Annotated in this window: 25 protein-coding genes; 5 read left to right on the plus strand and 20 right to left on the minus strand. The window is 48.1% G+C overall.

Annotated features, from left to right (window positions below):
- Window positions 1–102 precede the first annotated feature (102 nt).
- Window positions 103–879 carry an SDR family NAD(P)-dependent oxidoreductase gene (locus AC3ITF_RS00225; RefSeq protein WP_489176033.1) on the plus strand — a complete coding sequence of 259 codons (777 nt, stop codon included), beginning with the start codon at window positions 103–105 and terminating at the stop codon, window positions 877–879.
- A gap of 39 nt (window positions 880–918) precedes the next feature.
- On the opposite strand, the gene AC3ITF_RS00230 is transcribed toward AC3ITF_RS00225, so the two are convergent.
- Both AC3ITF_RS00230 and AC3ITF_RS00235 read right to left on the minus strand, forming a co-directional pair.
- A complete protein-coding gene (locus AC3ITF_RS00230) occupies window positions 919–1,224 on the minus strand; it encodes a putative quinol monooxygenase (RefSeq protein WP_181490795.1) in 306 nt (101 codons plus the stop codon).
- A gap of 1 nt (window position 1,225) precedes the next feature.
- Entirely contained in the window at window positions 1,226–2,233 is a 1,008-nt protein-coding gene (locus AC3ITF_RS00235) for a zinc-binding alcohol dehydrogenase family protein (protein ID WP_489176034.1), read from the minus strand.
- A 112-nt stretch (window positions 2,234–2,345) separates the two neighbouring features.
- Between AC3ITF_RS00235 and AC3ITF_RS00240 the strand changes: the two genes are divergently transcribed.
- On the plus strand, window positions 2,346–3,248 hold the full coding sequence (locus AC3ITF_RS00240; protein WP_137362522.1) for a LysR family transcriptional regulator: 903 nt from the start codon (window positions 2,346–2,348) through the stop codon (window positions 3,246–3,248).
- 45 nt (window positions 3,249–3,293) lie between these two features.
- Here AC3ITF_RS00240 and AC3ITF_RS00245 read toward each other — a convergent pair whose 3' ends face one another.
- The 3 genes from AC3ITF_RS00245 to AC3ITF_RS00255 all read right to left on the minus strand — a co-directional run bounded on the left by AC3ITF_RS00245 (window position 3,294) and on the right by AC3ITF_RS00255 (window position 6,352).
- Entirely contained in the window at window positions 3,294–4,790 is a 1,497-nt protein-coding gene (locus AC3ITF_RS00245) for a C69 family dipeptidase (protein WP_489176035.1), read from the minus strand.
- 327 nt (window positions 4,791–5,117) lie between these two features.
- On the minus strand, window positions 5,118–5,582 hold the full coding sequence (locus AC3ITF_RS00250; protein WP_146718184.1) for a hypothetical protein: 465 nt from the start codon (window positions 5,580–5,582) through the stop codon (window positions 5,118–5,120).
- Window positions 5,579–6,352 (minus strand): winged helix-turn-helix domain-containing protein, encoded by a 774-nt coding sequence (locus AC3ITF_RS00255; RefSeq protein ID WP_489176036.1) that lies wholly within the window; start codon window positions 6,350–6,352, stop codon window positions 5,579–5,581. The genes AC3ITF_RS00250 and AC3ITF_RS00255 overlap by 4 nt, the downstream gene beginning before the upstream one ends.
- Window positions 6,353–6,924: 572 nt before the next feature.
- Between AC3ITF_RS00255 and AC3ITF_RS00260 the strand changes: the two genes are divergently transcribed.
- Both AC3ITF_RS00260 and misL read left to right on the plus strand, forming a co-directional pair.
- Window positions 6,925–7,542 carry a helix-turn-helix transcriptional regulator gene (locus AC3ITF_RS00260; RefSeq protein WP_115257147.1) on the plus strand — a complete coding sequence of 206 codons (618 nt, stop codon included), beginning with the start codon at window positions 6,925–6,927 and terminating at the stop codon, window positions 7,540–7,542.
- A 74-nt stretch (window positions 7,543–7,616) separates the two neighbouring features.
- On the plus strand, window positions 7,617–10,400 hold the full coding sequence (misL, locus tag AC3ITF_RS00265) for an intestinal colonization autotransporter adhesin MisL (protein WP_489176037.1): 2,784 nt from the start codon (window positions 7,617–7,619) through the stop codon (window positions 10,398–10,400).
- Between the two features lie 96 nt (window positions 10,401–10,496).
- Here the strand turns inward: misL and AC3ITF_RS00270 are convergent, their stop codons facing one another.
- The 6 genes from AC3ITF_RS00270 to AC3ITF_RS00295 form a co-directional block, all read right to left on the minus strand.
- A complete protein-coding gene (locus tag AC3ITF_RS00270) occupies window positions 10,497–10,829 on the minus strand; it encodes a DUF1493 family protein (protein WP_115257149.1) in 333 nt (110 codons plus the stop codon).
- Window positions 10,823–11,266, minus strand: a complete 444-nt coding sequence (locus AC3ITF_RS00275; RefSeq protein WP_489176038.1) for an STM2901 family protein — start codon at window positions 11,264–11,266, stop codon at window positions 10,823–10,825. Before AC3ITF_RS00275 ends, AC3ITF_RS00270 begins: the two co-directional genes overlap by 7 nt.
- Before the next feature lie 10 nt (window positions 11,267–11,276).
- Window positions 11,277–11,762, minus strand: coding sequence for an Hcp family type VI secretion system effector (locus tag AC3ITF_RS00280; RefSeq protein ID WP_489176039.1), 486 nt, complete (start codon window positions 11,760–11,762; stop codon window positions 11,277–11,279).
- Between the two features lie 215 nt (window positions 11,763–11,977).
- Window positions 11,978–12,280 (minus strand): type II toxin-antitoxin system RelE/ParE family toxin, encoded by a 303-nt coding sequence (locus AC3ITF_RS00285; protein WP_489176040.1) that lies wholly within the window; start codon window positions 12,278–12,280, stop codon window positions 11,978–11,980.
- 3 nt (window positions 12,281–12,283) lie between these two features.
- Window positions 12,284–12,544, minus strand: a complete 261-nt coding sequence (locus AC3ITF_RS00290) for a type II toxin-antitoxin system Phd/YefM family antitoxin (RefSeq protein WP_117342569.1) — start codon at window positions 12,542–12,544, stop codon at window positions 12,284–12,286.
- Window positions 12,545–12,704: 160 nt separating this feature from the next.
- Window positions 12,705–12,995 (minus strand): SymE family type I addiction module toxin, encoded by a 291-nt coding sequence (locus AC3ITF_RS00295; RefSeq protein ID WP_181618267.1) that lies wholly within the window; start codon window positions 12,993–12,995, stop codon window positions 12,705–12,707.
- Window positions 12,996–13,130: 135 nt separating this feature from the next.
- On the opposite strand from AC3ITF_RS00295, the gene AC3ITF_RS00300 reads away from it, so the two are divergent.
- A complete protein-coding gene (locus AC3ITF_RS00300) occupies window positions 13,131–13,325 on the plus strand; it encodes a toxin-antitoxin system HicB family antitoxin (protein WP_146718178.1) in 195 nt (64 codons plus the stop codon).
- An 8-nt stretch (window positions 13,326–13,333) separates the two neighbouring features.
- On the opposite strand, the gene AC3ITF_RS00305 is transcribed toward AC3ITF_RS00300, so the two are convergent.
- From AC3ITF_RS00305 to AC3ITF_RS00345, 9 genes are all read right to left on the minus strand, one after another.
- Complete coding sequence (locus AC3ITF_RS00305; protein ID WP_181540235.1) at window positions 13,334–13,900, minus strand: DUF6680 family protein; 567 nt, start codon at window positions 13,898–13,900, stop codon at window positions 13,334–13,336.
- A gap of 237 nt (window positions 13,901–14,137) precedes the next feature.
- Window positions 14,138–14,458: a TA system toxin CbtA family protein gene (locus tag AC3ITF_RS00310; RefSeq protein ID WP_489176041.1), complete on the minus strand. Its 321-nt coding sequence runs from the start codon at window positions 14,456–14,458 to the stop codon at window positions 14,138–14,140.
- Between the two features lie 20 nt (window positions 14,459–14,478).
- On the minus strand, window positions 14,479–14,805 hold the full coding sequence (locus AC3ITF_RS00315; protein ID WP_489176042.1) for a type IV toxin-antitoxin system YeeU family antitoxin: 327 nt from the start codon (window positions 14,803–14,805) through the stop codon (window positions 14,479–14,481).
- A 12-nt stretch (window positions 14,806–14,817) separates the two neighbouring features.
- On the minus strand, window positions 14,818–15,288 hold the full coding sequence (gene radC / locus AC3ITF_RS00320) for a RadC family protein (protein ID WP_489176043.1): 471 nt from the start codon (window positions 15,286–15,288) through the stop codon (window positions 14,818–14,820).
- Window positions 15,289–15,356: 68 nt separating this feature from the next.
- Window positions 15,357–16,178: a DUF932 domain-containing protein gene (locus tag AC3ITF_RS00325; RefSeq protein WP_489176044.1), complete on the minus strand. Its 822-nt coding sequence runs from the start codon at window positions 16,176–16,178 to the stop codon at window positions 15,357–15,359.
- A gap of 92 nt (window positions 16,179–16,270) precedes the next feature.
- The gene (locus AC3ITF_RS00330; RefSeq protein WP_489176045.1) at window positions 16,271–17,278 is read right to left on the minus strand and encodes a hypothetical protein; all 1,008 of its coding nucleotides are present in this window, start codon (window positions 17,276–17,278) and stop codon (window positions 16,271–16,273) included.
- Window positions 17,279–17,340: 62 nt separating this feature from the next.
- Window positions 17,341–18,030: a helix-turn-helix transcriptional regulator gene (locus AC3ITF_RS00335; RefSeq protein ID WP_489176046.1), complete on the minus strand. Its 690-nt coding sequence runs from the start codon at window positions 18,028–18,030 to the stop codon at window positions 17,341–17,343.
- 191 nt (window positions 18,031–18,221) lie between these two features.
- Entirely contained in the window at window positions 18,222–19,115 is an 894-nt protein-coding gene (locus tag AC3ITF_RS00340) for a GTPase family protein (protein ID WP_489176047.1), read from the minus strand.
- A gap of 184 nt (window positions 19,116–19,299) precedes the next feature.
- Window positions 19,300–20,583 carry a hypothetical protein gene (locus AC3ITF_RS00345; protein ID WP_489176048.1) on the minus strand — a complete coding sequence of 428 codons (1,284 nt, stop codon included), beginning with the start codon at window positions 20,581–20,583 and terminating at the stop codon, window positions 19,300–19,302.
- Window positions 20,584–20,649: the final 66 nt, after the last annotated feature.

The raw sequence follows: 20,649 nt of genomic DNA on the forward strand, positions 1-20,649 counted from the left end.
AGATAGATTTTCTTTCTGGTGTCGCTATTTCTTCTCATTCGTCATCACCTCTGCCGGGTGGCATCTTTAGCGCATCAAGGAATTTTTGAAACGAGGTTAACGATGAAAGCATTATTTGCCGGACAAAAACTGTTAGTGGTGGGCGGGACCAGTGGGATGGGACTTGAAACTGCGAAACTGATCCTGAAAGAGGGTGGACGTGTGGTGCTGGTCGGTAATCGTGCCGATAAAGCTGAGCAGGCGCGTCAGGCGCTGGCGGCAATGGGTGATGTCGCGGTCATTGCCGCGGATCTGATGTCAGAAGCCGGAATGCACCAGGTGATGGAAACGGTGAATACTGAACACCGCGACATCAGCCTGCTGGTCAATGCGGCCGGGGTTTTCTTGCCGAAACCATTTATTGAACATGAGGTTGCGGATTATGATCTGTACATGAGCCTCAACCGCGCGATGTTCTTCATTACCCGGGATGTGGTGCGCAATATGGTGGCGGCAAAGATAAATGGTGCCATTGTGAATATTGGTTCGATGTGGGCACAACAAGCGATAGCGGCGACGCCCTCTTCGGCCTACTCGATGGCAAAAGCGGGCCTGCATGCCTTAACGAAAAATCTGGCCATTGAACTGGGGGGCTGCGGTATTCGCGTTAATGCCGTTTCTCCAGCGGTGGTACACACGCCTATCTATGAAGGGTTTATTCCGAAAGAGGATGTGCAGGGGGTGATGAGCAGCTTTGATAGCTTCCATCCGACAGGCCGGGTTGGGACGCCAGTTGATGTTGCAGAAACCGTCGCATTCCTGCTTTCTGATAGAGCGGGTTGGGTGACCGGGGCTGTCTGGAATGTGGATGGCGGTGTGATGGCGGGGCGTAATGCCTGACTGAATATCCCCCGTGTGGCGGGGGATTTCATCAAGAGATTAAGGCGCAATCGGCGTCAGATAATCCAGACGCAGCGGCTCAGCCAGCAGATCGTTCATTTGCAGGATAAACGTCTGGAAATGCGGCAGGGCAATATGGTCGTCCAGACCGGCCTGACCCCGCCAGGATTCGCGCACGTAAAACACATCCGGCGTATCGCGCAGTTGAAACAGCGCATACTCTATATTGCCCGGTTCCCGACGCGTGGGCAGCAGTAAGGCCTGCAGCGCCTGTTTCAGAGCGTCGGTTTTCCCATGTTTGGCTTTCAGTACTGCAATAATCGAAATCACTTCAGTGTCAGACATATTAAAACCCCTCCAGAACAATTTTGCCTACCGCACGACCGGTTTCAATTTGCGCGTGGGCTTTTTGTAAGTTCGCCGCAGAAATAGTGCCCAAATGCTCGCCCAGAGTGGTACGGATCGTCTGACTGTCGATCAGTTGCGCCACGCGGGTCAGTAGCTGGTGCTGGGCAATGATGTCATGGGTTTCGAACATTGAACGGGTGAACATAAATTCCCAGTGCAGCGAAATACTTTTGGCTTTCAGCGGGCGGGCATCAAGGAACTCCGGGTCGTCAATCAGTGCCAGTTTGCCCTGTGGGGCCAGGGCGCTAATAATCTGCTGATAGTGCTGTTCGGTATTATTCAGGCTGGCAACGTGTGTGACCTCTTTAACTCCAATTCGTGCCAGCTCTTCGGTCAGTGGTTTGCTGTGATCGATCACATGATGCGCACCTGCTTCATGCACCCATTTCTGGCTTTCCGGGCGCGATGCTGTGCCGATAACGGTCATTTTGGTCAGTTTACTCGCCAGTTGAGTCAGGATAGAACCGACGCCCCCCGCTGCACCGACGATCAACAATACGTCGCCTTCGTTGCCATTTTCTGCAACACCCAGGCGGTCGAACAGCATTTCCCATGCGGTGATGGCCGTCAACGGCAGGGCGGCGGCAGAGGCGTTATCCAGCGATTGCGGCTTCAGCGCGACAATGCGTTCATCAACCAGCTGAAATTCGCTGTTACTGCCCGCCCGACCCAGCGCGCCGGCATACCAGACTTCGTCGCCCGGTGTGAATAACGTTACGGACTCGCCGACGGATTTCACCACGCCCACCGCATCCCAGCCCAGAACACGCGGGGTATCAGCGCTGAATCCCTCGCGAACTTTGGTATCAACAGGGTTAACGGAAATCGCTTTCACCTCAACCAGCAGGTCATGCCCTTTGGCAATGGGCGTTGGCAGGTCAATCTCTTGTAAATATGCGATGTTACTGCCGTCGGTTGCGGCGTGGGTAATGGCGATGGCTTTCATAATCTCTCCGGTTACAGGATTCTGTTTATCTGTTGAATAATTCGATGGTAAACCGGCATCAGAACGGGAAAAATAGCCTCACGGCGACAGGACTTATACTCGGGGAGTGAAAATGTTCCGGCTTGAAGATCTCACGTTGTTTGTCCGCGCCGCGGCGCTTAACAGTTTTAGTGATGCGGCGCGCGAAGTCGGCGTCCAGCCGGCCCAGGTCAGTTCCGCCATCAAGCGCCTGGAGTCCACGCTGACCATACGCTTGTTTGCGCGCTCCACGCGTAGTCTGCGGTTGACACCGGAAGGCGAGGTCTGGTTGCCCTATGCCCGCCAGATGCTGGACGTGATGCATGCCGGTCTGCAGAAAATTCAGACACCCGAGGATGAGATTTCCGGCACGCTGCAAATTGCGGTGCCGTCCGATCTCGGGCGTAACCTGCTGCTGCCTGTTTTTCAGTCATTTCGTCGTTGCCACCCCGCCCTGCGCCTGCGGGTCTTTTTCTCCGATCAGGTGACTGATGTGTTTAAAGATCCCGTCGATGTCGCGTTTCGTTATGGTAATACCGAGGATGCGTCTTACATCGCACTGCCCGTGGCTCCTGGTAATCGACGCGTGCTGGTGGCTTCTCCGGGGTGGGTTACGCAGCACGGTGAGCCGCAAAAACCAGATGATTTAGCACCGTTAAATGCCATGACCTTCGTCTTACGCGGGCGACTCCATGACCGCTGGACGTTTACGCGCAACGGTGAGGTCAGCAGTGTGCAGGTCAACAGCACGTTTATGAGCGATGACGCCGAAGTGATCCGTCGTCTGGCGATTGCCGGTGAGGGGATTGCGTATAAGTCGTGGCTGGACGTGAGTGAAGATGTACGTGACGGTCGTTTGCAGTTGCTGATGCCTGATTATCAGGGGGAAAAAGTCCCGCTAAATATGATTTGCCCGCACCGAAAACAGCTTTCAACGGCGGTACGCCTGCTGCACGACGCCGTGAAGGCGCGGTGTGAAACGCTGGCGCAGAGCTGAAAACGTCTCCGCACCAGCAAACCAGGCCATTTACCTGGCGGTGACTCAGTCTTTTTTGGCTGCGTTAGCAAAGAAAATATCAGACTGAATATCTTTAGTGCGGATAGTGAACAGCTGATTCGTCAGGTCTTCCGTCAGCTTCTCGGCGTCGGCCATGATGCGCAGGTTGAAGTCATTCAGCATTTTATCTGCGGCAGGCTTATCGGTTTTCGCCATCTTCAGATATTCGGCCTCAACCTCTTTTTGCTCCTGTGCAACCTTGTCTTCCCACGCTTTGTAGGCTTTTTTGACGATGGGCGCGAGCTTAGGATAATCGGTCATAGTCAGCGTCTGTAATTTACGATACTTCCAGTAGATGGATTGATCGTCTGCTTTATCCGTCCCCATCGTATAGTTGGCCGGATACGCCTTCAGTCCACTGTAGTATGGAACAAAGGCGGTAAGATCGGCCATACCGAGGCCAATGTAGGTCGTTTCGCCAATTTCTTTTGGCAGCCACGGGCGGACCTGCATCACGTGCGCCTCGTAGGTGCGGAATACGCTGACAGGACGCCACGGTTCTTTGCCGTTCAGACCGTTGGTGTACGGATCATGGCTGGTGCCTTCATAGTGGCTACGCAGCACTGACTTCACATCATCCAGCGTCATCTTCTTCTCCGGCTTCAGGAATACCGGGAACTCGCGGCCTGCGGCCATATCCTGATTGACGGAAGGATTAAACGTTTTCTGGATGGTCCACACGCGGGGGTCGTTATAGGTACGGTCACGTACATCATCGCGGGTATAGACTGTGGAGAAGTTAAATTTGCCGTCTTTGGCCTTATCGTACAGACCTTTTTCGCTGGCGAACTCAACCAGGTTTTTCGACGCCATCATGTTCGGGTCTTGTGGATCGTAATCCTGTAAACGTCCCTGGTTACCGGTGGCAAAATATTGATTATTTGGCAGCCGCTGTGCCATCCACTGGTGACCGCTACCGGTTTCCAGATACCAGATTTCTTTATCATCCACGACGGCAACGCCGAAACCTTCACCTGCGCCGACGGTTTCAACGATATGCCCCAGCAGGGCCACCGCGTCACGTGCGATTTTGCTCTGTGACAGTAAGATGTCTGGGATATCGTCTTCGGTGATCCCTTTATCCTCAACGTACGGGTCAACGGCCAGCGCCTTCGGTGAAGCAAAAATAGATTCTGTCCCGCTGACGCCAACGCCCAGTTCGTTAAAACCGGTGGCTCCGTGTAGCTGGGTTTTCCAGTTAGGCACGGTGGTATAACGCAGTGAGTTTTTCGGCAGCGGCCAGGTAAAATCATTCGCACCATTATGTGCTTTGGTGCTGTATACCCCGGTCTGGTTCTGTTTCGCTGGATGAATCAAAAAATGCTGTGCTTTCAGCGCGTCGCTGTCTGCGCTACGGGCCACCAACATTGAGCCGTCCGCCGAGGCTTCATTGCCGACCAGCAGGGTCGTACACGCAAAACCGGATGAAACAACCGCCAGGTTTACTGAAAGTGCAATCAGGCACTTTTTAAAACTAAACATTATGTATCCCTCATAAGTACGCCATAAGTACACCGGAAACACACCGTTTCCTTAATGCGATCACGCCTGTACTGTCAGGCATGGCTCGCCAGAGAGATAAACGCCCCTGCCCACGTTATCTCCGCATATCCATCCGTCGGTTAAAGTCTTCTGGACGCTCTAACACGTCCATTTCGCTTGATTTTTACGCAGTGGATATCGAGGTATTCAGGATGCTTCCTGATTCGGGGAGAAGAATAGCAATGGCTTATTACTGGATTCAGTGACCCATGTCGCGTAAGTCAATGATGATAAATGTGAATGCTGGATTTAAGTGAAATTACGATATTATCTTTTGCGGCAATACAGTGAGGGAACATTCGACGTCGCAAAAATCCACGCGCCTTTATACTCCTCCATAACCAGGCTCAGGCCTCGCCCGCTCTGGCGATAAAACCCTGGCAATGTGCTGTTAATATCATCTTCATCCGCTGTATCGGCGAAAGTTTTGACCACCTGCATCGTCTGCAGCACGCGGGCATCGCGCTGTTGGGTGTAGCTAAAATAAATGTTCCTGCTGACGTCCGTGGTGTGATGTCCATACAGCCTGCCGTTAATGGTCGCCAGCCCTTCATGCTGGTACATCCGGTACGACACCGTGCCGGTAAAGCGTTTGTCACCAATATTCCACTCTACGTTGCCGACGCAATTCAGTGGTTGTTCGGCATATCGCGAATGCCATAGCCAGGCACCTGAACCGAGAACCGTCGCCAGCCCAATACTGACCAGAATAATCGTGCAGGTTTTTTTCATTGCGCACGCATCCAGTAATAATGGCTGGTACAAAACGCAGAAGCATCCGTTCGTGCGTCTTTATCACAGACAAAGGCGACCACTCTCTCGGCTTTGCGGTAACCGGCAAGGAACACATAATGGTTTTTTTCACAGAGAGAGGGATGCGATTGCATCAAATTGAAATAACCGTCCAGATTGTGTTCATTCGGTGAATAATAAATTTTGCAGTTTTGATTTGAGGGAATTCGCATGGAAATAGAGACGAAGGCGTTAAATGGCATCGCCGGGCGTTTCTGATACCACACCAGCCAGATAACCAGGGTAGCAATAAGCACGCTGAGGGTAAAAATAATCCCCCATCGTGGGATCGGCGTTGTTTGTTTCGGTGAGGGCACTATTGTTACGGGTGTTGTTTTTTCTTCAATCACTGGCGGTAAGGAAACATCACTTTGTGTGTGCGTTATGACTTCTACCTGTGTATTTTCCGTTAATCTTAGCCCTCGGCGAGAAATAGTTTTTACCGTGTCACGAGGCAGCCCTACTTCCTCCAGCGCTTTACGCAGCGTCAGGATTGTCTGATAAAAGGTATTGGTTGTGGTGACATTATTGCGCTCCCCCCAACCCACTTTTAGCAGCGTGTTCTGAGAAACAATTTCATTTGGGTGCGTAATTAAATACAAAAAGCAGAGTGAGGCTGGCAGTTGCAGTTGAATCGACCGCCCGGTCTGCTGGTTAACCAGACTTCTGTTATCAGGATTAAATTCGACCAACTGATTGATAAGGTACAATGCCCGGCCCTCAGTAACAAAGACGTATCACGGAGTGCCGTTGACACCCCCTTTAATTCTACATACAAATCGCAAAAACGCCTCGGTCTTTGCACATCATCAGTGATAAAGTTCTTAGGTGACGAAATAAAATCATTAAAATACAAACGGATAGCATAGATAAATCTTAGGTGAGAATGAACTAAGGTTAAGTAATGAGAATTCATTACAGATTTATCAGAATTACCCTTATATTTATTCACCACGCCGCCAGAGTGATTAAATTATCGGATTAATGTTACTGATAATTATCTCTTGTGTCGGTTTTTTAGCAAATAGTGCTATGTGAGTATTTATCCTGGTGCCGTGATTTGTGTGCAAAATTCCTAATGTTATGGTTATTTGTCTGAGAAAAGATACGCATATACTGATTGGTATCAGGTTATTTATCATCCGTATTAATTTGCTGATAAGACTTTATAACATTTTTAATGACTGAATTTAATTGACTAACGGGGCGCGCGTAGCGTGTCGATTGACACATTTATTTACCAGTGAAATATTGAAGGAAAAAATTACAGGAGTTGTTTTTGATGAAGAGAAAACCGCCACCAAATGTTCGTTGCATAAGTTGTGAATTATCCTGCTCGTTATTTCCGCAGCCTGCGGTACGCGCACAGTATTGCCATCGTGCTACTTTTGCTATCTGGCCTGAGGGGAATCGTTTTTTGAAAGCAGGGATCGTTGAAAAACTTCTTCTTAATAATCAAAATCATTTGTCCCGGGGCTTTATTTTTGTCGACTTTTCGTTCCCGAATCTGCGCTTGTTCGCCGATCCGCAGTGGGTTGACCGTTTAGCCCGTAGCGGGATGCGTATTGTCCTGCTCTCTGACCGGAATCTGACACCGTTAGCCAATTACTGGTTGTCGAAAAGCAGTTACATACAAGGCATTATTTATTCTGACGATGACGATATTGTTCAGCATCAGAAGATTCACCGACTGTTCACAGGTCACCTGGCTAACAGCAAGCGTGGACGATCATTAAACTACACGGAAATGATATTGCTGAAGCGTTTTATGTCGGGGAAAAGTATTCAGCAAATCACCGTCACAGATAATATCGATATTAAGAAAATTTACGTCTATAAACTTCGGCTTGAAGAAAAGCTGGGACATAGTATTCATAAAATAATCTCGAATATTTTATAACTGTTTTTCATTTTTATTATTTCCACATTATTACGATGTGGTGGACTCTCTACGCCTAAATGTAGGAGGCAATTATGCCCAATCCTAAGTATTACTCACGTCTAGCCATAGCGGTGTCTGCCGCATTAGCTTCTATGGTATTTTCATCCCACGCGGCATGGGTGGATGTCGACAGTCTTCCCTCCAGCGGGCTGGTGAGCAGTTTGCCCCCGGAATTGCAGGCGTTAATTCCTGCTCAGGCGAATGCTCATTTCGCGAAAACCAGCGCGTTGCCGAATTATGTTTATCAATGGAATGCGGGCACGATTCCCGTTTATGGCCACGGGGTGACGCTTAATGGACCTGGCGCAGAAGCCTTTGAACACTCCCTTACCGTTATTCAGAACGGCAACACGGGAAGCCCAGGGGTTATTTTCGGTGATGACCTGACGATTCATACTCAGTCAAAGAATGCCGCTAACAACGGTAAAGACGTTGATGGTATCCGTACACACGGAGCTAATACGCCAGATAACCCGGTCTTTATTATCACCGGCGACCGTACCTCCATTTATGTGGACGGTCAGGATGGTGACGGTATTAACGCTGGTTACAACTCCTTTAGCCAAGGTTGGAAAGGATCGGCCAGCATTTACGTCGGTGACGATCTGTATATTCAAACCACCGGTTACCAGGGGCGTGGTATCACTGCAAACGCAATGAAAGACGCTACGGAGGCCAAAAATACGATTGTCGTTGGCGACCGGGCACACATTGTGACGACCGGCGACGGCTCTGAAGGTCTTCGCACCGGGCGGAGTGGTTCCTCGATCCTGCTTGGCAATGACGCTACCATCGAGACGTCGGGTGCTTCCTCAACGGGGATTTATGCCGCCTCATCGTCCAAAACGGAACTGGGCAATAACGCCACGATTACGGTGAACGGTATCAGTGCACATGCGGTCTACTCCACGAACGCGACCGTGAACCTGGGCGACAAAGCGACCATTAGCGTGAACAGTGCTGGAAAAGCGACTTCATACAGCAAAGCCCCACGCGGTCTGTTTGCGCTTTCACGCGGTGCGATAAACCTCGCCGGTGGTGCAGCCATTACCATGGCGGGCGATCACAGCAACGAAAGCTATGCCATCAGCACTGAAATGGGCGGTATCGTCGACGGCTCGGCGGGCGGTCGCTTCCTCATCGACGGTGATTTGCACGCCGCCAGCGGCACTGCGGCGATCAGCACGCTGGCGCAGCAAAACAGTACGATTAAGCTCAACATGACCGATAACTCGTTGTGGAATGGGGCGTCATATATCACCAGTGCCACGGCAGGGACGGGGGTTATCTCGCTGCAAATGCGCGATGCGACGTGGAATATGACCCACAGCTCAACGCTCACCGACCTGACGTTAAACAGCGGGGCAGTCGTTAACTTTGGCCACGGTGGCGACGAAGCGTGGCAGACGCTGACCATCAATGAGGATTTCACCGGCAACGGCGGCAAACTGGTTTTTAACACCGTGCTTCATGATGACGCCTCCGAAACCGATAAGCTGAAGGTACTTGGCAATACGGCGGGTAACACGTTCGTGGTGGTGAACAACATCGGCGGAACCGGGGCGCAAACCGTAGAAGGAATTGAAATCATTGAAGTGGCGGGCAATTCCGACGGTACCTTTGAAAAAGCGGGCCGTATTGTTGCCGGTGCGTATGATTACAACGTGGTACAGAAGGACAACAACTGGTATCTGACCAGTTTTATTCCGGTCACTCCACCTGGTCCGGTTGACCCCGATCCTGTCGACCCAACTGACCCTGAGCCGGTTGATCCAGACCCCATTGATCCCGTGGACCCTGTGATCCCTGAGCCAGAAGAGCCTGTTGTGCCGCCGGTAACTGAACAGCAGTACCGCCCGGAAGCGGGCAGCTATCTGGCTAACAACTTTGCCGCCAATACCTTGTTTATGACCCGACTGCACGATCGTCTGGGGGAAACGCAGTACACCGATATGCTGACGGGCGAGAAAAAAGTCACCAGCCTGTGGATGCGCAACGTCGGCGGCCATACCCGCTTTAAAGATGGCAGCGGGCAGTTGAAAACTCAAAGCAACAGCTATGTATTGCAGTTAGGCGGCGACCTGGCTCAGTGGAGTAGCGACGGTCTCGATCGCTGGCAGATCGGCGCGATGGCAGGCTACGCCAACAGCCAGAACCGCACGCAGTCCAGTCTGACCGGTTACGCATCACGCGGTCAGGTTACCGGTTACAGCGTGGGTCTGTACGGTACCTGGTACGCGAATGACGCCGACAAGACCGGTACTTATGTGGATAGCTGGGTGCTGTACAACTGGTTTGATAACAAGGTGATGGGCCAGGAGCAGGCGGCGGAGAAGTATAAATCCAGCGGGGTAACCACCTCGGTGGAAGCCGGTTACAGCTTCAAACTGGGTGAAAGCGAGCGCAACAGCTACTGGCTGCAACCGAAAGCGCAGGTGGTGTGGATGGACGTGCAGGCCGACGATCACCGCGAAGCGAACGGCACCCGCGTGAAGGATGATACCGCAGGCAACCTGATGACCCGCCTGGGCGTGAAGGCCTTCATCAATGGCCACAACGCCATCGACGACGGTAAATCTCGCGAGTTCCAGCCGTTTGTTGAAGCCAACTGGATCCACAATACGCAGACCGCCCGCGTGAAAATGGACGATGTCAGCAACGACATGCGCGGCACAAAAAACATCGCCGAACTGAAAGTCGGTGTCGAAGGCCAAATCACCCCGCGACTCAACGTGTGGAGCAACGTGGCTCAACAGGTCGGCGATAAAGGCTACAGCGATACCCGCGGTATGCTGGGCGTGAAATACAACTTCTGATATAAGTGAGTAATGGAAAAGCCGCTGATTAATGGGTCAGCGGCTTTATTTTTTTTGGAAGCGGTATGTCGGATAAATGACATTCGTCAATAAGGCTCAGTCATAAAGCCATTTACCCGCTTTTGCTGACTCTGCCAGCATGCGGAGTGTTAATGGCTGTGGCTTATCGTCATCTCTGCTACAGGTAAAAATTGCATAAAGTATGAATGTCTCATTAGGCCAATATTTATAAAAATCGAAATTGGTGCAATCAACATTGAAAGTTGCAAAGTAAGCATCCATGATGTCTGCGCCCGTTTCACTGGCCCACACATAATCTCCCGTTGAAAGACTGGTATCGAGGGTGACTGGCCAACGCTTTTTAAAGAATAAGCTGGGTTTATTAAATGTTTCATCGTACCAGGCGATGACATCATTATCACTTACCATAGCTTATCTTTACCTCTGGCTATGGTGTTGTATTTAATTGTGGCTTTGTATGAAATCACACTCACGTCATAAGCCATTATGATAATCCCCAATATTGGAATCCATCTTCCAACAAAAGCGCCTAGATTTGTTACATATGCAAATTTTAATCGTCTTATACTTCCTGTAGTTAGGGTGGGTAAACGTCTGTTTTCTATATTTAACCAGTGTCGTAGCTGAGAGCTCAGAGGTGATGTCCCTGCTGTTGCCCCTATCGGCTTACCTCTGGTTGCGATCGTAGGTTGACCAAGTAAAATTAGACCCAAGGTCATGTAATCATTTACGCCAAATTGTTCACTGGTTTCATCAAGGAAAATCCAGAAAAGAAGTTCTCCTGCTGAAAGATTAGCAAACCCTCTGTAGAAATATGTACCGTTAAGCTCTTCGATAGTGTCCATATGATTTCACTTATTCGGTTATGCGTTCATTCCAAGCATCCGAATACTGGATATTACCATCGAGATAATGCCAAGTAATTTTATCGTAACGCAGCTGTACTTGTTCACTATGACCAACATTGATGACAGTTTTAGTGTCATGCATCATCGGTGTTACGGATACAACTTTAACCCCTTCGAGGAGCATGTTGTAGTACTCTACTTCCTGACCTGCATTATTGATCTCGTACCACCTAAATTCTGCCGATTGCAAGCTTTGCCCTGTGGCAACGGCTTTAAAAAGATAAGGTGAAGCGCTATCGAATTCCTTCTCAAAAATCAGTGCGCCGTGCACACGTGTGCCAGTAAGCTTTCCTGTATTGCCATCCGTGGGGATGTAAAGGTTATGGCTAAACGATATCACCTCGATTGAGCGTTCGCGATTGGTTACATCAACAGATCCCTTTATAAGTGAGCCACCATCGTCTTTGAGCCAGAGATAAGCAGGAATTGCCATTTTAATAATCCATTTTGTTGAGAAAATAATATATGAGGTTTTTACGGTTGGTTTGCAATAGTGAAGGTATTAATAATAGAGAAAAATAAATAAATTATTCTACGGCTGAATTTAAAATACTTATATATAAGTGGGATGATTGGTTATGGAAGAATAATTGATTTTGAAAGTAGACCGGATAAGCGTCAGCGCCATCCGGCAAATAAGGTGGTGAGCTACAAACGTTGTCCCAGATGTTTTGTTGGTACTCGGCTTTGGTGTAAGACTGCCAATACAACAATATTTGTGTCTTGTGCACTATAGTAAATCGTATGGCTAACATAAGGAAAGCTGTAAACATCTTCACCAAAATCATCAATGCGATGTTGCCCCATGCCTGGCATTTCAGCTAATTGGGAGAGAACGACCTGTAATTTACTAAGATAATCCCTGGACTGTTTAGCGCCCCAATTTCTTGATGTGTAATCACGGATTTCAATAATATCGCGCTGTGCTTCCCCAGTAAGTTTGTAACTCACTTTTTATCCTTTGTGTTGATCCATCAACTCATCAAAAAAAGCATCGCCGTCGACAGTATTGCCCGAATGAATATCGTTCTGAGCACGCTGAATTTTGGCCTTCAGTAACTGGAGCTTCATGGCTTCCATTTGTTCATAGTCCTCAATGGAAACGACGACTGCAACAGGCTTACCGTTACGGTTAATTTGCACAGGTTCTCGCTGTGCTTTAAGCAGCATATCGCCAAATTGTGTTTTGGCTTCATTTGCCGTAAGAGTATGCATATTGTCACCATTTCGCATGAATCGTTCGATTCGTTCATTATAGTCGATATCTTTCTGGTGGTCACTATGAAGAGGGGGCCAGAAAAGTAGGCCGGATAAGCGATAGCGCCATCCGGCACCTGGTGAACCTGTAAGTATGGCTTACAGGTTCAGCTGTACTTCACTGGAGAGTCGCCAGCGTACTCTCAATTCTTGCCAGCTTCTGCTGTACCTCTTTCAACTCATCCTGCAGCCGTTGCTCCTGCTCGCCATAGACCATCAGGACGATACAACCGTTCATCACTTTTACGGTAATCTGTTGTCCGGTATCAAACCCAGCCGTGCGTAACCACTTGCCGGGAAGGATAATTTTGGGCGTGGATATGTCGAAAACATTCGGGCGATATCCCACAATTAACGAACGCTCGGCTCCGGATTGGTCAGTGTCTGGGGTAGAATGCGAATCAGCCATAATCAACTCCTTGATAGTTGGTGAGGTTAGCACTCGTCAGGTACTGCGAATACCGGGTGGGAGCATTTATAGATCAGGTCGCCAAAGGAAAAGTACGTACCTGGTTGGTGATGTCTTGCTCTTATAGGTACGTACATGTCAACGGTTAAACGCGACCCAAACCAGTCCAAATCCGGAAAAGCACCGACCTTCCAGATTCGTATCACGCCTGAGTTAAAGGCGCAGTTCGAGGCAGCTGCAAAGGCAGAGGGGATGAGCTTGGGGAATTGGCTCAAAACCTTGGGGAGAAAGGAGTTGGTAAGGCTGCAGATTGAGCCTCAAGATAAATAGTGGGCCGATTAATTATCCTGCCTTCCTGGGATATTTATGATCTCCATTTTTAAGGCATCTTCTCCTGAAAATATTGCAGCTAAACCCTTCCTGATTTTTAATTGGTCGTTCTCTATTGCCCCATGAGCCACAGGGGAATATATAGCTGTTTGTAACTGCACTCGCTCAAAATTATAGCCAATATCTTTTGCGATCTCTGACAATAAGTCCAAGAAAAGATTGTTGCTTATTTGGTTCCATATGGTTCCTAAGGCGTTGTCGTTATCAGGGTATGATGTATTCAAATGTGCAAAATAAAGCTTCCAGGAAGATAATACATCACTTTCAGAAGCGCTTCTTCTGGCCTTTCCTCTTCTTATTTTTCCATAAAATGCTAAGTCGATCATATTTAATGCACGAACATGTTCGTTAGACAGTCGAGCATTCGGAGATCTGGTTGCCATGAGTTGTTTGAATATATCAATCTTTAATGATTTTATTTGTGAATGTTTTTCAATGAATTTTTGAGTTTGAATAGCTATTAATGGGCTAATCAAAGTGGCAGTAATGGCTATAATGGTAAGTGCAGTACTCATATATGATTCTCGTTATCAATAATTGAATTTAAACATTTGAACGAGGATCATAAATGAATTCGTGTACTGAGGAGATATGACAAATGGCTGGGATAAGAAAAGCATTTTGGCGGAGATCACAGGAGTCGCATTAGGTTGGTAATTATGTTGAATTTATTCATTATTTTTCTATGCGATTTGTGAGTATGCCCCCAAATATGCCCCCACATGTTTTTTCTTGTCAGTTAACTGGCTAAATTATAAACGTTCCATGTTGAGTTTAAATCGAGCTCGATGGACATCCATAGATGTTAACCAAGGCTCTGGATCTTGCACGGAGAAGCTTCTTTGGTCAATACGGACTAGTTCATAGCGTTCAACCAGAAAATTTACGGCATCGGCCAGAGTAATACCGGCCTCAATGTGTTCCTGAATAACAGTTTCATTATTGAACGGCGTGTCGTTTAGTGTCAGGACATAGTGCTGTTCCAGCAGGCGTGTCAGTAACATTTGCCAGACAGCCACGGGCGACGGGCATGGCTTCGCCGCCTGCGGACTTGTTGCAGGTTGAGTATTCATGTTTGCTCTCGTGAAATTAATTAGCGTTGAGTTAGATAAGCGGCGATGTACACATAGCCGCAACTACCATGGGTGTCGGCTTCGCAGGTAAAACCGTTATGGTAGAGCGTGACACAGTGATGATGGCAGGGGTCCAGTTCACCAGTGGTCAGCATCGATTCCATCTGGCTGATAAAGTGTGGAAATGCGTCATTCAATTTGAAGCATTCCGTATCGCTGAAATTGCCCATCAAATTAGCCCTGTCAGCCAGATAATGCAGCCGGTTGCCTTCCTGAACTAATCTGGCACCAAACCGTGGAACAATTTCTCTTTGTAGCCCCCATTCATGGGCTGGTATTAATGACATGAGAACCTCCTTTTAAAGTAATCCCAGCTCAGCAAATGAAATTGTCTCATTCCCGACTACGAGATGATCCAGCACGCGCACTTCCACCAGCGCCAGCGCTTTCACGATACGCTGAGTAATATGTTTATCTTGCTGGCTGATTTCTGTCGTACCAGATGGATGGTTGTGCGCCAGAATTACCGCAGCAGCATTATGCCTCAGAGCCGATTTCACCACTTCGCGGGGATGTACCTCGGTATGGCTCAGTGTGCCGGTAAACAGTGTTTCGCGTTCCAGCAAACAGTGCTGATTGTCGAGATACATCACGATGAAAGCTTCACGCTCAAGGTGTGCCATCCTGAGTTGAAGCCAGGCTTTAGTAACGCTGGTGCTAGTAAATGATTCGCTGGGTTGACGCTGATACTTCTCCAGCAATCGCAGTGCGCGTTGTATAACACGTTGCTCGTTTACAGGAAATTCCGGGAATAAATAGGGTGCAGACATAATTGTTCCTTAAAGCAAAAAGCCCTACCAGTTTAGTCGTAGGGGCAAAAGAGCCTTCGTGACAGAGTTCATGAAGCAAGTTGCAGCATATTCTCAGCCATAACCCACAGTGCTCGATTGAGCTTCACATCACCGTCGATCCCTTTCACTGCGCGTGTATGAGCGCGTTTACCTTTGATGGTTCGTCCCGATAGCCCACCTTTAATCAGGTTTTCCTGAATGCGTTGGTAGGTAGTCCAAAGATCGTTACTTTCATCCTGCCATCGGCGCGGGGAAAGTATCTGTGATTCCGTCACTGGTTGATGCTCTTCACCAAAACGATAGGTTAATGCCGCTTTCGCAATGGCGTGCTGAGCAGGTGGCGGTAACATAAGCGACTGCATGGCATCGCGCCTCTCTTCTACTCGGTCAAATATCCCCAGTATTTCGTAAGCCCCTTCAATGACTTTCTCCACGACATTGCCTTTATGCGGCACACGCACTTCCCCAAAACTTTCACCGCAAATCAGTCCATTTTGGCAAACCGATCTAAACAACCCTGGCAGCATCTGGTATGAGCTTGAACCGTCATGGCTATTAAGCAGAATTATTTCTGGCACCTGTTTGCCGGTAATTTGTCCTTCGCGACGCAGGCGCAGCATGTGTTTGGTGTGTTCTCGCTTACTCAGATCTCGCACGCGGGTCTGGCAGGCAAAGAACGGTTGAAAACCCTCGCGTTGAAGGTTATCGAGGAGGGTAATAGTAGGGATGTATGTGTAACGTTCACTGCGGGATTCATGCTTTTCTTCACTGAAGACACTCGGAACGTAATGCGCCAGTTCATCGTGGGTTAACGGGCGATCACGGCGCACTAAATTGACCGCACCAAAGCGGCTGGCTAATCGAGTCATAATTAATTCCTTCGGGCATAAAAGCGAAAAGGCCATACTTCCCTGGGGAGGCATGGCCTGGATAAAATGATTAATAGCAGTTGAATGGCGTATTACTGACCTTCGTACTGAACCTGTGTGCCAGTCACCGCACCTGATGCGTTGAGGGTGACGCGAACTTTGTCATAAGTTTTATAGCCCGGATTAAAGACCTCATACTCCACGACACGCAGTTGTTGTGTTTTATCTGCCGGATCTGGTACAGAAGGCGCTTGTTTGTATGATCCAAAGTCAGCTGATGCGAGGGTTTCTTGATCGTAATTGGCAGCATAAGCCTTTTTCGCTGCCGCTAATGCTGCCTGCATCTCTGGTTCTGTAATTCCAGTAGCGCTTTTTGACATACGATTTTGTGCTGCAAGGCGGCGTGCTTCGTTTGCAGCTTCAGCATCTTTTTGTGCCTGGCTACCCGGACCATAAAGATTTTTATTGGCTCCGTCTCCATAGAACCCTCCTTTTCCTGAATTTTCAGCAACCCCCGCTTTGGGATCATAGTTGGCGGCTATTTCAGGATCTGCTTCGCGTGAATATGCCTGCTTTGATTGTTTATGCCATTGGCCGTTTTCATCCTGTTTATAGCCCATCTTTGTCATGTCCTGTTGATAGGTTTTTTGGGGATCGAAGTCGGCCACTTTCTGGTTAATGATGGATGAACAAACTTGTGCAAAATCAGCGGTATTAACTTCAGAGCGTGAACCGAAGGTATTGATGCTGACCGATTGGTTCTCTTGCAGCATGCTGATTATGTTTTGGATATCTTTTGTCGTTGTGGTGGTTTGCACTGCCTGATAGTTCGATTGGGCGTTACACATCACGCTGGAGGGATAAGACGAACCATTGACACTAAAGTTACTGCCAGCCAGTTCGGTTGAGCCCCGTCCGTTGCATTGCGGTTGCTGCTCAATCAAACCTATTGTTGCGGGTTTTACGCGAATGAGTATCTGCCCGTCGTCGCTGTAGGATTGGCAGAAGGTGCCATTAACTTGCCAGGCTGCCGAGGCATTAGAGGCAGTGATACTCATCACCACAGCAAACATCGTAGTTTTCAGAGTAATATTTTTCATTGAAGGTTCTCCATAACAGACAAGAGGAAACCAGCCACATAGGTGTATTCCGTTGGCTGGGATTAATAGCGAAGGCTGTTAATGACATCGCTAATGAGTGGGAAGTGGGGAAGTGCAGCGATAAAATCTTCACCGGCTGTCAGGTAAGTAACATCTTCGCGTCGGCTAAAACGCCCATCAGCCAGCGTAACAGCACCAATGGTGGTAAGTGCAAAGACACGAATTTCCCCCGATTGGCACACCACCAGATACCACTCTTCCACGTAGTGGATGAGCCGGTAGGGTTCTAACGCTTCATGGCGCTGCCCTTCGACCAGCACCGTGATTTGTCGTTGCTGGCTGATTGCCTGTACCAGACGGGAAAAGAACTCCGGCATTGCCACATGGGATTTCAGAGGTGCATGCCAGATGAGGCACGGTGAGGTGCCGGTTTCATTCATCAACAAGTTCATCAGTTGCTTGTCCCGAACCGGCATGATCCGTGCGATCCCCGTGGTGCGGATAAAGGAGAATGCGCCAGATGAATGATCGGGAGGCTGGCTATCATTCAAGCGGTATCGTCCATTTTCATCCTGGATATCGAGATGGATCAGTCGTTGATTGAAATCACGCTGTAAGGTGCGTTCAGAAACCCCAAATTCATCCACCAGAGATTTCAGAGTGAGTGTTTCTCCGGCAAGCAGGCGGCTAATAATGACCGACAACCTGATCGCCAGTCGGTCGTAACGTGAGTCGTGCTCGTTGACGGACATATGGCCTCTCAGGGAAATAAATATGTTGCTATTTCATGCAGTTATTATGCAGGACAGGCCGGACACGTTATGTCGGCAAAGATAGGTAAAATGTAGAAAACAGGAAAATAGCGCGGCACGATAACGCATTGTTAAAAAAGGTTTTGTCCATTAAATATTCATCATGGCGACACAACCTGACGGAGATGGAGTTAGCTAAAGATTCTGTCCCACAGCACGGTGGCAAGTTGCACTAGTTTTTGGCGCAGTTTCCTCAAAAGGCTGGTCCAGCCTGACGGGAAAGAGTCAGGGTTTATCACCGTATCAAATGCAGTTCCTGCCATCTCGCCAAACCGCTGGCGTACAGCATCGTTGCTCTCTGTAGTCAGGTGCTCTGGTTTCAATTGCCGATAAAAGGCGCTGCTGGCCTGTATCGGTAATGAATGCACCGTAAGCTCTACAAGGGCAGTCAGGTTGTAACCGGTATGAGCGGAAACTGCTATTACCGGATAAGACGATGGAAACTGACCCGCAATTTGGGCGCTGATGGCGGCCAACGAGAGGTATTGTGTTGGAGAAGGCCGATCCTGGCACTCAGAGTTAGTAGGCAACGGAGGAATACATTCAGCCTGAGTTATCACAAATAAGAAACGTGATGCATCAGCGCCATTAGAAAGTAGCAATCGGTGCGTTGTAATATCTATTGCCCGAGCGCGGTCATCAGCCCGTAATACCCAAATAACCAAATCCAGTTCAACAAACAAACGATGATAGAGCGCTATATACTCAGCATCGAACTCAGGAGTTTCACCCACGCCAGGAAGATCGACTAAGGTTATGCAGCGTTCGCCTACAGTGAGGACCATGCGCTGTGGCTCACGTGTACAAGCCATAAGCTCGCTAGTAAGACAAATTTGCTCCTGGAATAGTGCGTTGCAAAGGCTGCTTTTACCTGCACCGGTTTTACCCATAATTCCAATTACTGGCTCGTAGTCGATGGATTGCTTTAATTGCTTCAGGATGCGTTCAGTTGTAGAGGAGGGTAGGAAGTTAAGGCAGGCTTGGAATGCGTTTACCGCATCCTGTGAATCAGTGTGTTTGGACATAAGGCGCTCCTTTGAATGTATTACCTGAAAGTCTTTCGGTATTTCAAAGGGGTAATGAGGGTGTGAAATTTTTTGGAATGGTGGTGGTAAGTTAACTTACTGTATTGCCGACACAAAGCGTGGAAAAATGAGCGCCAATAACGACAATTTTGGCGCTATTTGTGTAAGGTATTGCATCACCTCTTCAACTTAGTTTAAGACCACTTCCGAAGGCGTCACCTGAATCTGGTAGTGTGTCAAAAATATACTCTGGGATGATAAAAAAGGTTGTTTCTTTGCTCTGCCTGCCCATGAAATAGGAAAAGCTAACGATTTGGCTCATCTCCCCGACGTCAACAACCTGAAGTGAAAAAAAGCTATTGTAGAGATCGACGATTTCTTGGGGACTCTCAATAGCTGCGCCATAAAAATGCCGTAGATATCGTCTTAGAAGTAGGTACATGCATCTTTCGTAGTTGTCCCTGCCCCATGCCCGAAATGGATGCCTTGTGGATGAAGCTGTATCGTCAAACCAACGCTGAATCCTCATGAAACGCATCAGGAAGCGGTCACGATCACCTGTTAAGATCGCATAAAGCATGATAGCAGCCACTAATTCAACATAGATAGGAAGAAGAGCCTCGTAATCTCGCCGAATACCTTGAAGAAATTTAACAATGTCATGGTGCCCTAAGCGTAATAATTCCTCAATTAACAGCATTAGTATGGGAAATTCATGATGCATTCCCCTAAACTCCGGATTTTTAGCGTAATTGCCATGGAAGTGCTTCAGTTTGCCAATTGATGAAAGCTCTTCGTCTACAACCTTTTTTCCAAATCGTGCAACTAAACCATCGTACAGACTTCCATTCAGTAGCATTTTCTTTCCTAAAGCTTTCAATCCTGGAAAAAGGCTACCTTGGTATGGAATAGTATCTTTTAACATGCGATTGATTCGCAATGGGGCAATGATCACATTATTAGGTGTATTTTCACCCCCACTATTTACCGGATAGAAATGGCAGACTTCTAGCCTAAAAAGCGGTACTGGTTTCAATTTGGATGACGGTTTAGATACATCCGATTGTTGCTGTGCTGATACATAGCTTCTTTGATGTTTGGCTTTACGTTGGTACAAGTGGTATAGCCCTGTGATGTCATCCACTTCATTAATTGAAGCTAGTTCTATCGGGCTTCGTTTAATATGATGTTGAATATGACCCCAGTAAGAAAATCCGATAATATCCGTTATTACTTTACCCAGAAGCTTTCTAGAACCAAGCTGCCGGTGTGTTTTACTACAGAATTTCTTATTTCTCACTTGTGCTAGGGACAGGCCGCAATAATGACAAACTGATAATGCCTTAGCTTCTTTAGCTATTCTATTTTGGTTATATGCGGCATAATGTTGTTTGCAAAGACGCTTAGATCTCTCTTTATTGTTTCCACAAACAGGCATGGTGCAATTCTTACGGATACAGATAGCCATTATTTTATCCATATATAAAATTTAATATTTAGGGTGATACTATTTGATATAAATAACGTTGTGTTA

This window comes from Citrobacter sp. KH_055_1 (assembly GCF_057838705.1).

What these genes read in the sequence shown, in the direction of transcription:
- AC3ITF_RS00240 (WP_137362522.1), top strand. Translation starts at nt 2,346, where the DNA reads ATGTTCCGGCTTGAAGATCTCACGTTGTTTGTCCGCGCCGCGGCGCTT.
- AC3ITF_RS00225 (WP_489176033.1), top strand. Translation starts at nt 103, where the DNA reads ATGAAAGCATTATTTGCCGGACAAAAACTGTTAGTGGTGGGCGGGACC.
- AC3ITF_RS00330 (WP_489176045.1), bottom strand. Translation starts at nt 17,278, where the DNA reads ATGAAAAATATTACTCTGAAAACTACGATGTTTGCTGTGGTGATGAGT.
- AC3ITF_RS00230 (WP_181490795.1), bottom strand. Translation starts at nt 1,224, where the DNA reads ATGTCTGACACTGAAGTGATTTCGATTATTGCAGTACTGAAAGCCAAA.
- AC3ITF_RS00275 (WP_489176038.1), bottom strand. Translation starts at nt 11,266, where the DNA reads ATGGACACTATCGAAGAGCTTAACGGTACATATTTCTACAGAGGGTTT.
- AC3ITF_RS00295 (WP_181618267.1), bottom strand. Translation starts at nt 12,995, where the DNA reads ATGGCTGATTCGCATTCTACCCCAGACACTGACCAATCCGGAGCCGAG.
- misL (WP_489176037.1), top strand. Translation starts at nt 7,617, where the DNA reads ATGCCCAATCCTAAGTATTACTCACGTCTAGCCATAGCGGTGTCTGCC.
- AC3ITF_RS00300 (WP_146718178.1), top strand. Translation starts at nt 13,131, where the DNA reads ATGTCAACGGTTAAACGCGACCCAAACCAGTCCAAATCCGGAAAAGCA.
- AC3ITF_RS00340 (WP_489176047.1), bottom strand. Translation starts at nt 19,115, where the DNA reads ATGTCCAAACACACTGATTCACAGGATGCGGTAAACGCATTCCAAGCC.
- AC3ITF_RS00315 (WP_489176042.1), bottom strand. Translation starts at nt 14,805, where the DNA reads ATGTCATTAATACCAGCCCATGAATGGGGGCTACAAAGAGAAATTGTT.
- AC3ITF_RS00290 (WP_117342569.1), bottom strand. Translation starts at nt 12,544, where the DNA reads ATGCATACTCTTACGGCAAATGAAGCCAAAACACAATTTGGCGATATG.
- AC3ITF_RS00345 (WP_489176048.1), bottom strand. Translation starts at nt 20,583, where the DNA reads ATGGCTATCTGTATCCGTAAGAATTGCACCATGCCTGTTTGTGGAAAC.
- AC3ITF_RS00280 (WP_489176039.1), bottom strand. Translation starts at nt 11,762, where the DNA reads ATGGCAATTCCTGCTTATCTCTGGCTCAAAGACGATGGTGGCTCACTT.
- AC3ITF_RS00235 (WP_489176034.1), bottom strand. Translation starts at nt 2,233, where the DNA reads ATGAAAGCCATCGCCATTACCCACGCCGCAACCGACGGCAGTAACATC.
- AC3ITF_RS00325 (WP_489176044.1), bottom strand. Translation starts at nt 16,178, where the DNA reads ATGACTCGATTAGCCAGCCGCTTTGGTGCGGTCAATTTAGTGCGCCGT.
- AC3ITF_RS00250 (WP_146718184.1), bottom strand. Translation starts at nt 5,582, where the DNA reads ATGAAAAAAACCTGCACGATTATTCTGGTCAGTATTGGGCTGGCGACG.
- AC3ITF_RS00260 (WP_115257147.1), top strand. Translation starts at nt 6,925, where the DNA reads ATGAAGAGAAAACCGCCACCAAATGTTCGTTGCATAAGTTGTGAATTA.
- AC3ITF_RS00305 (WP_181540235.1), bottom strand. Translation starts at nt 13,900, where the DNA reads ATGAGTACTGCACTTACCATTATAGCCATTACTGCCACTTTGATTAGC.
- AC3ITF_RS00270 (WP_115257149.1), bottom strand. Translation starts at nt 10,829, where the DNA reads ATGGTAAGTGATAATGATGTCATCGCCTGGTACGATGAAACATTTAAT.
- AC3ITF_RS00245 (WP_489176035.1), bottom strand. Translation starts at nt 4,790, where the DNA reads ATGTTTAGTTTTAAAAAGTGCCTGATTGCACTTTCAGTAAACCTGGCG.
- AC3ITF_RS00335 (WP_489176046.1), bottom strand. Translation starts at nt 18,030, where the DNA reads ATGTCCGTCAACGAGCACGACTCACGTTACGACCGACTGGCGATCAGG.
- AC3ITF_RS00310 (WP_489176041.1), bottom strand. Translation starts at nt 14,458, where the DNA reads ATGAATACTCAACCTGCAACAAGTCCGCAGGCGGCGAAGCCATGCCCG.
- radC (WP_489176043.1), bottom strand. Translation starts at nt 15,288, where the DNA reads ATGTCTGCACCCTATTTATTCCCGGAATTTCCTGTAAACGAGCAACGT.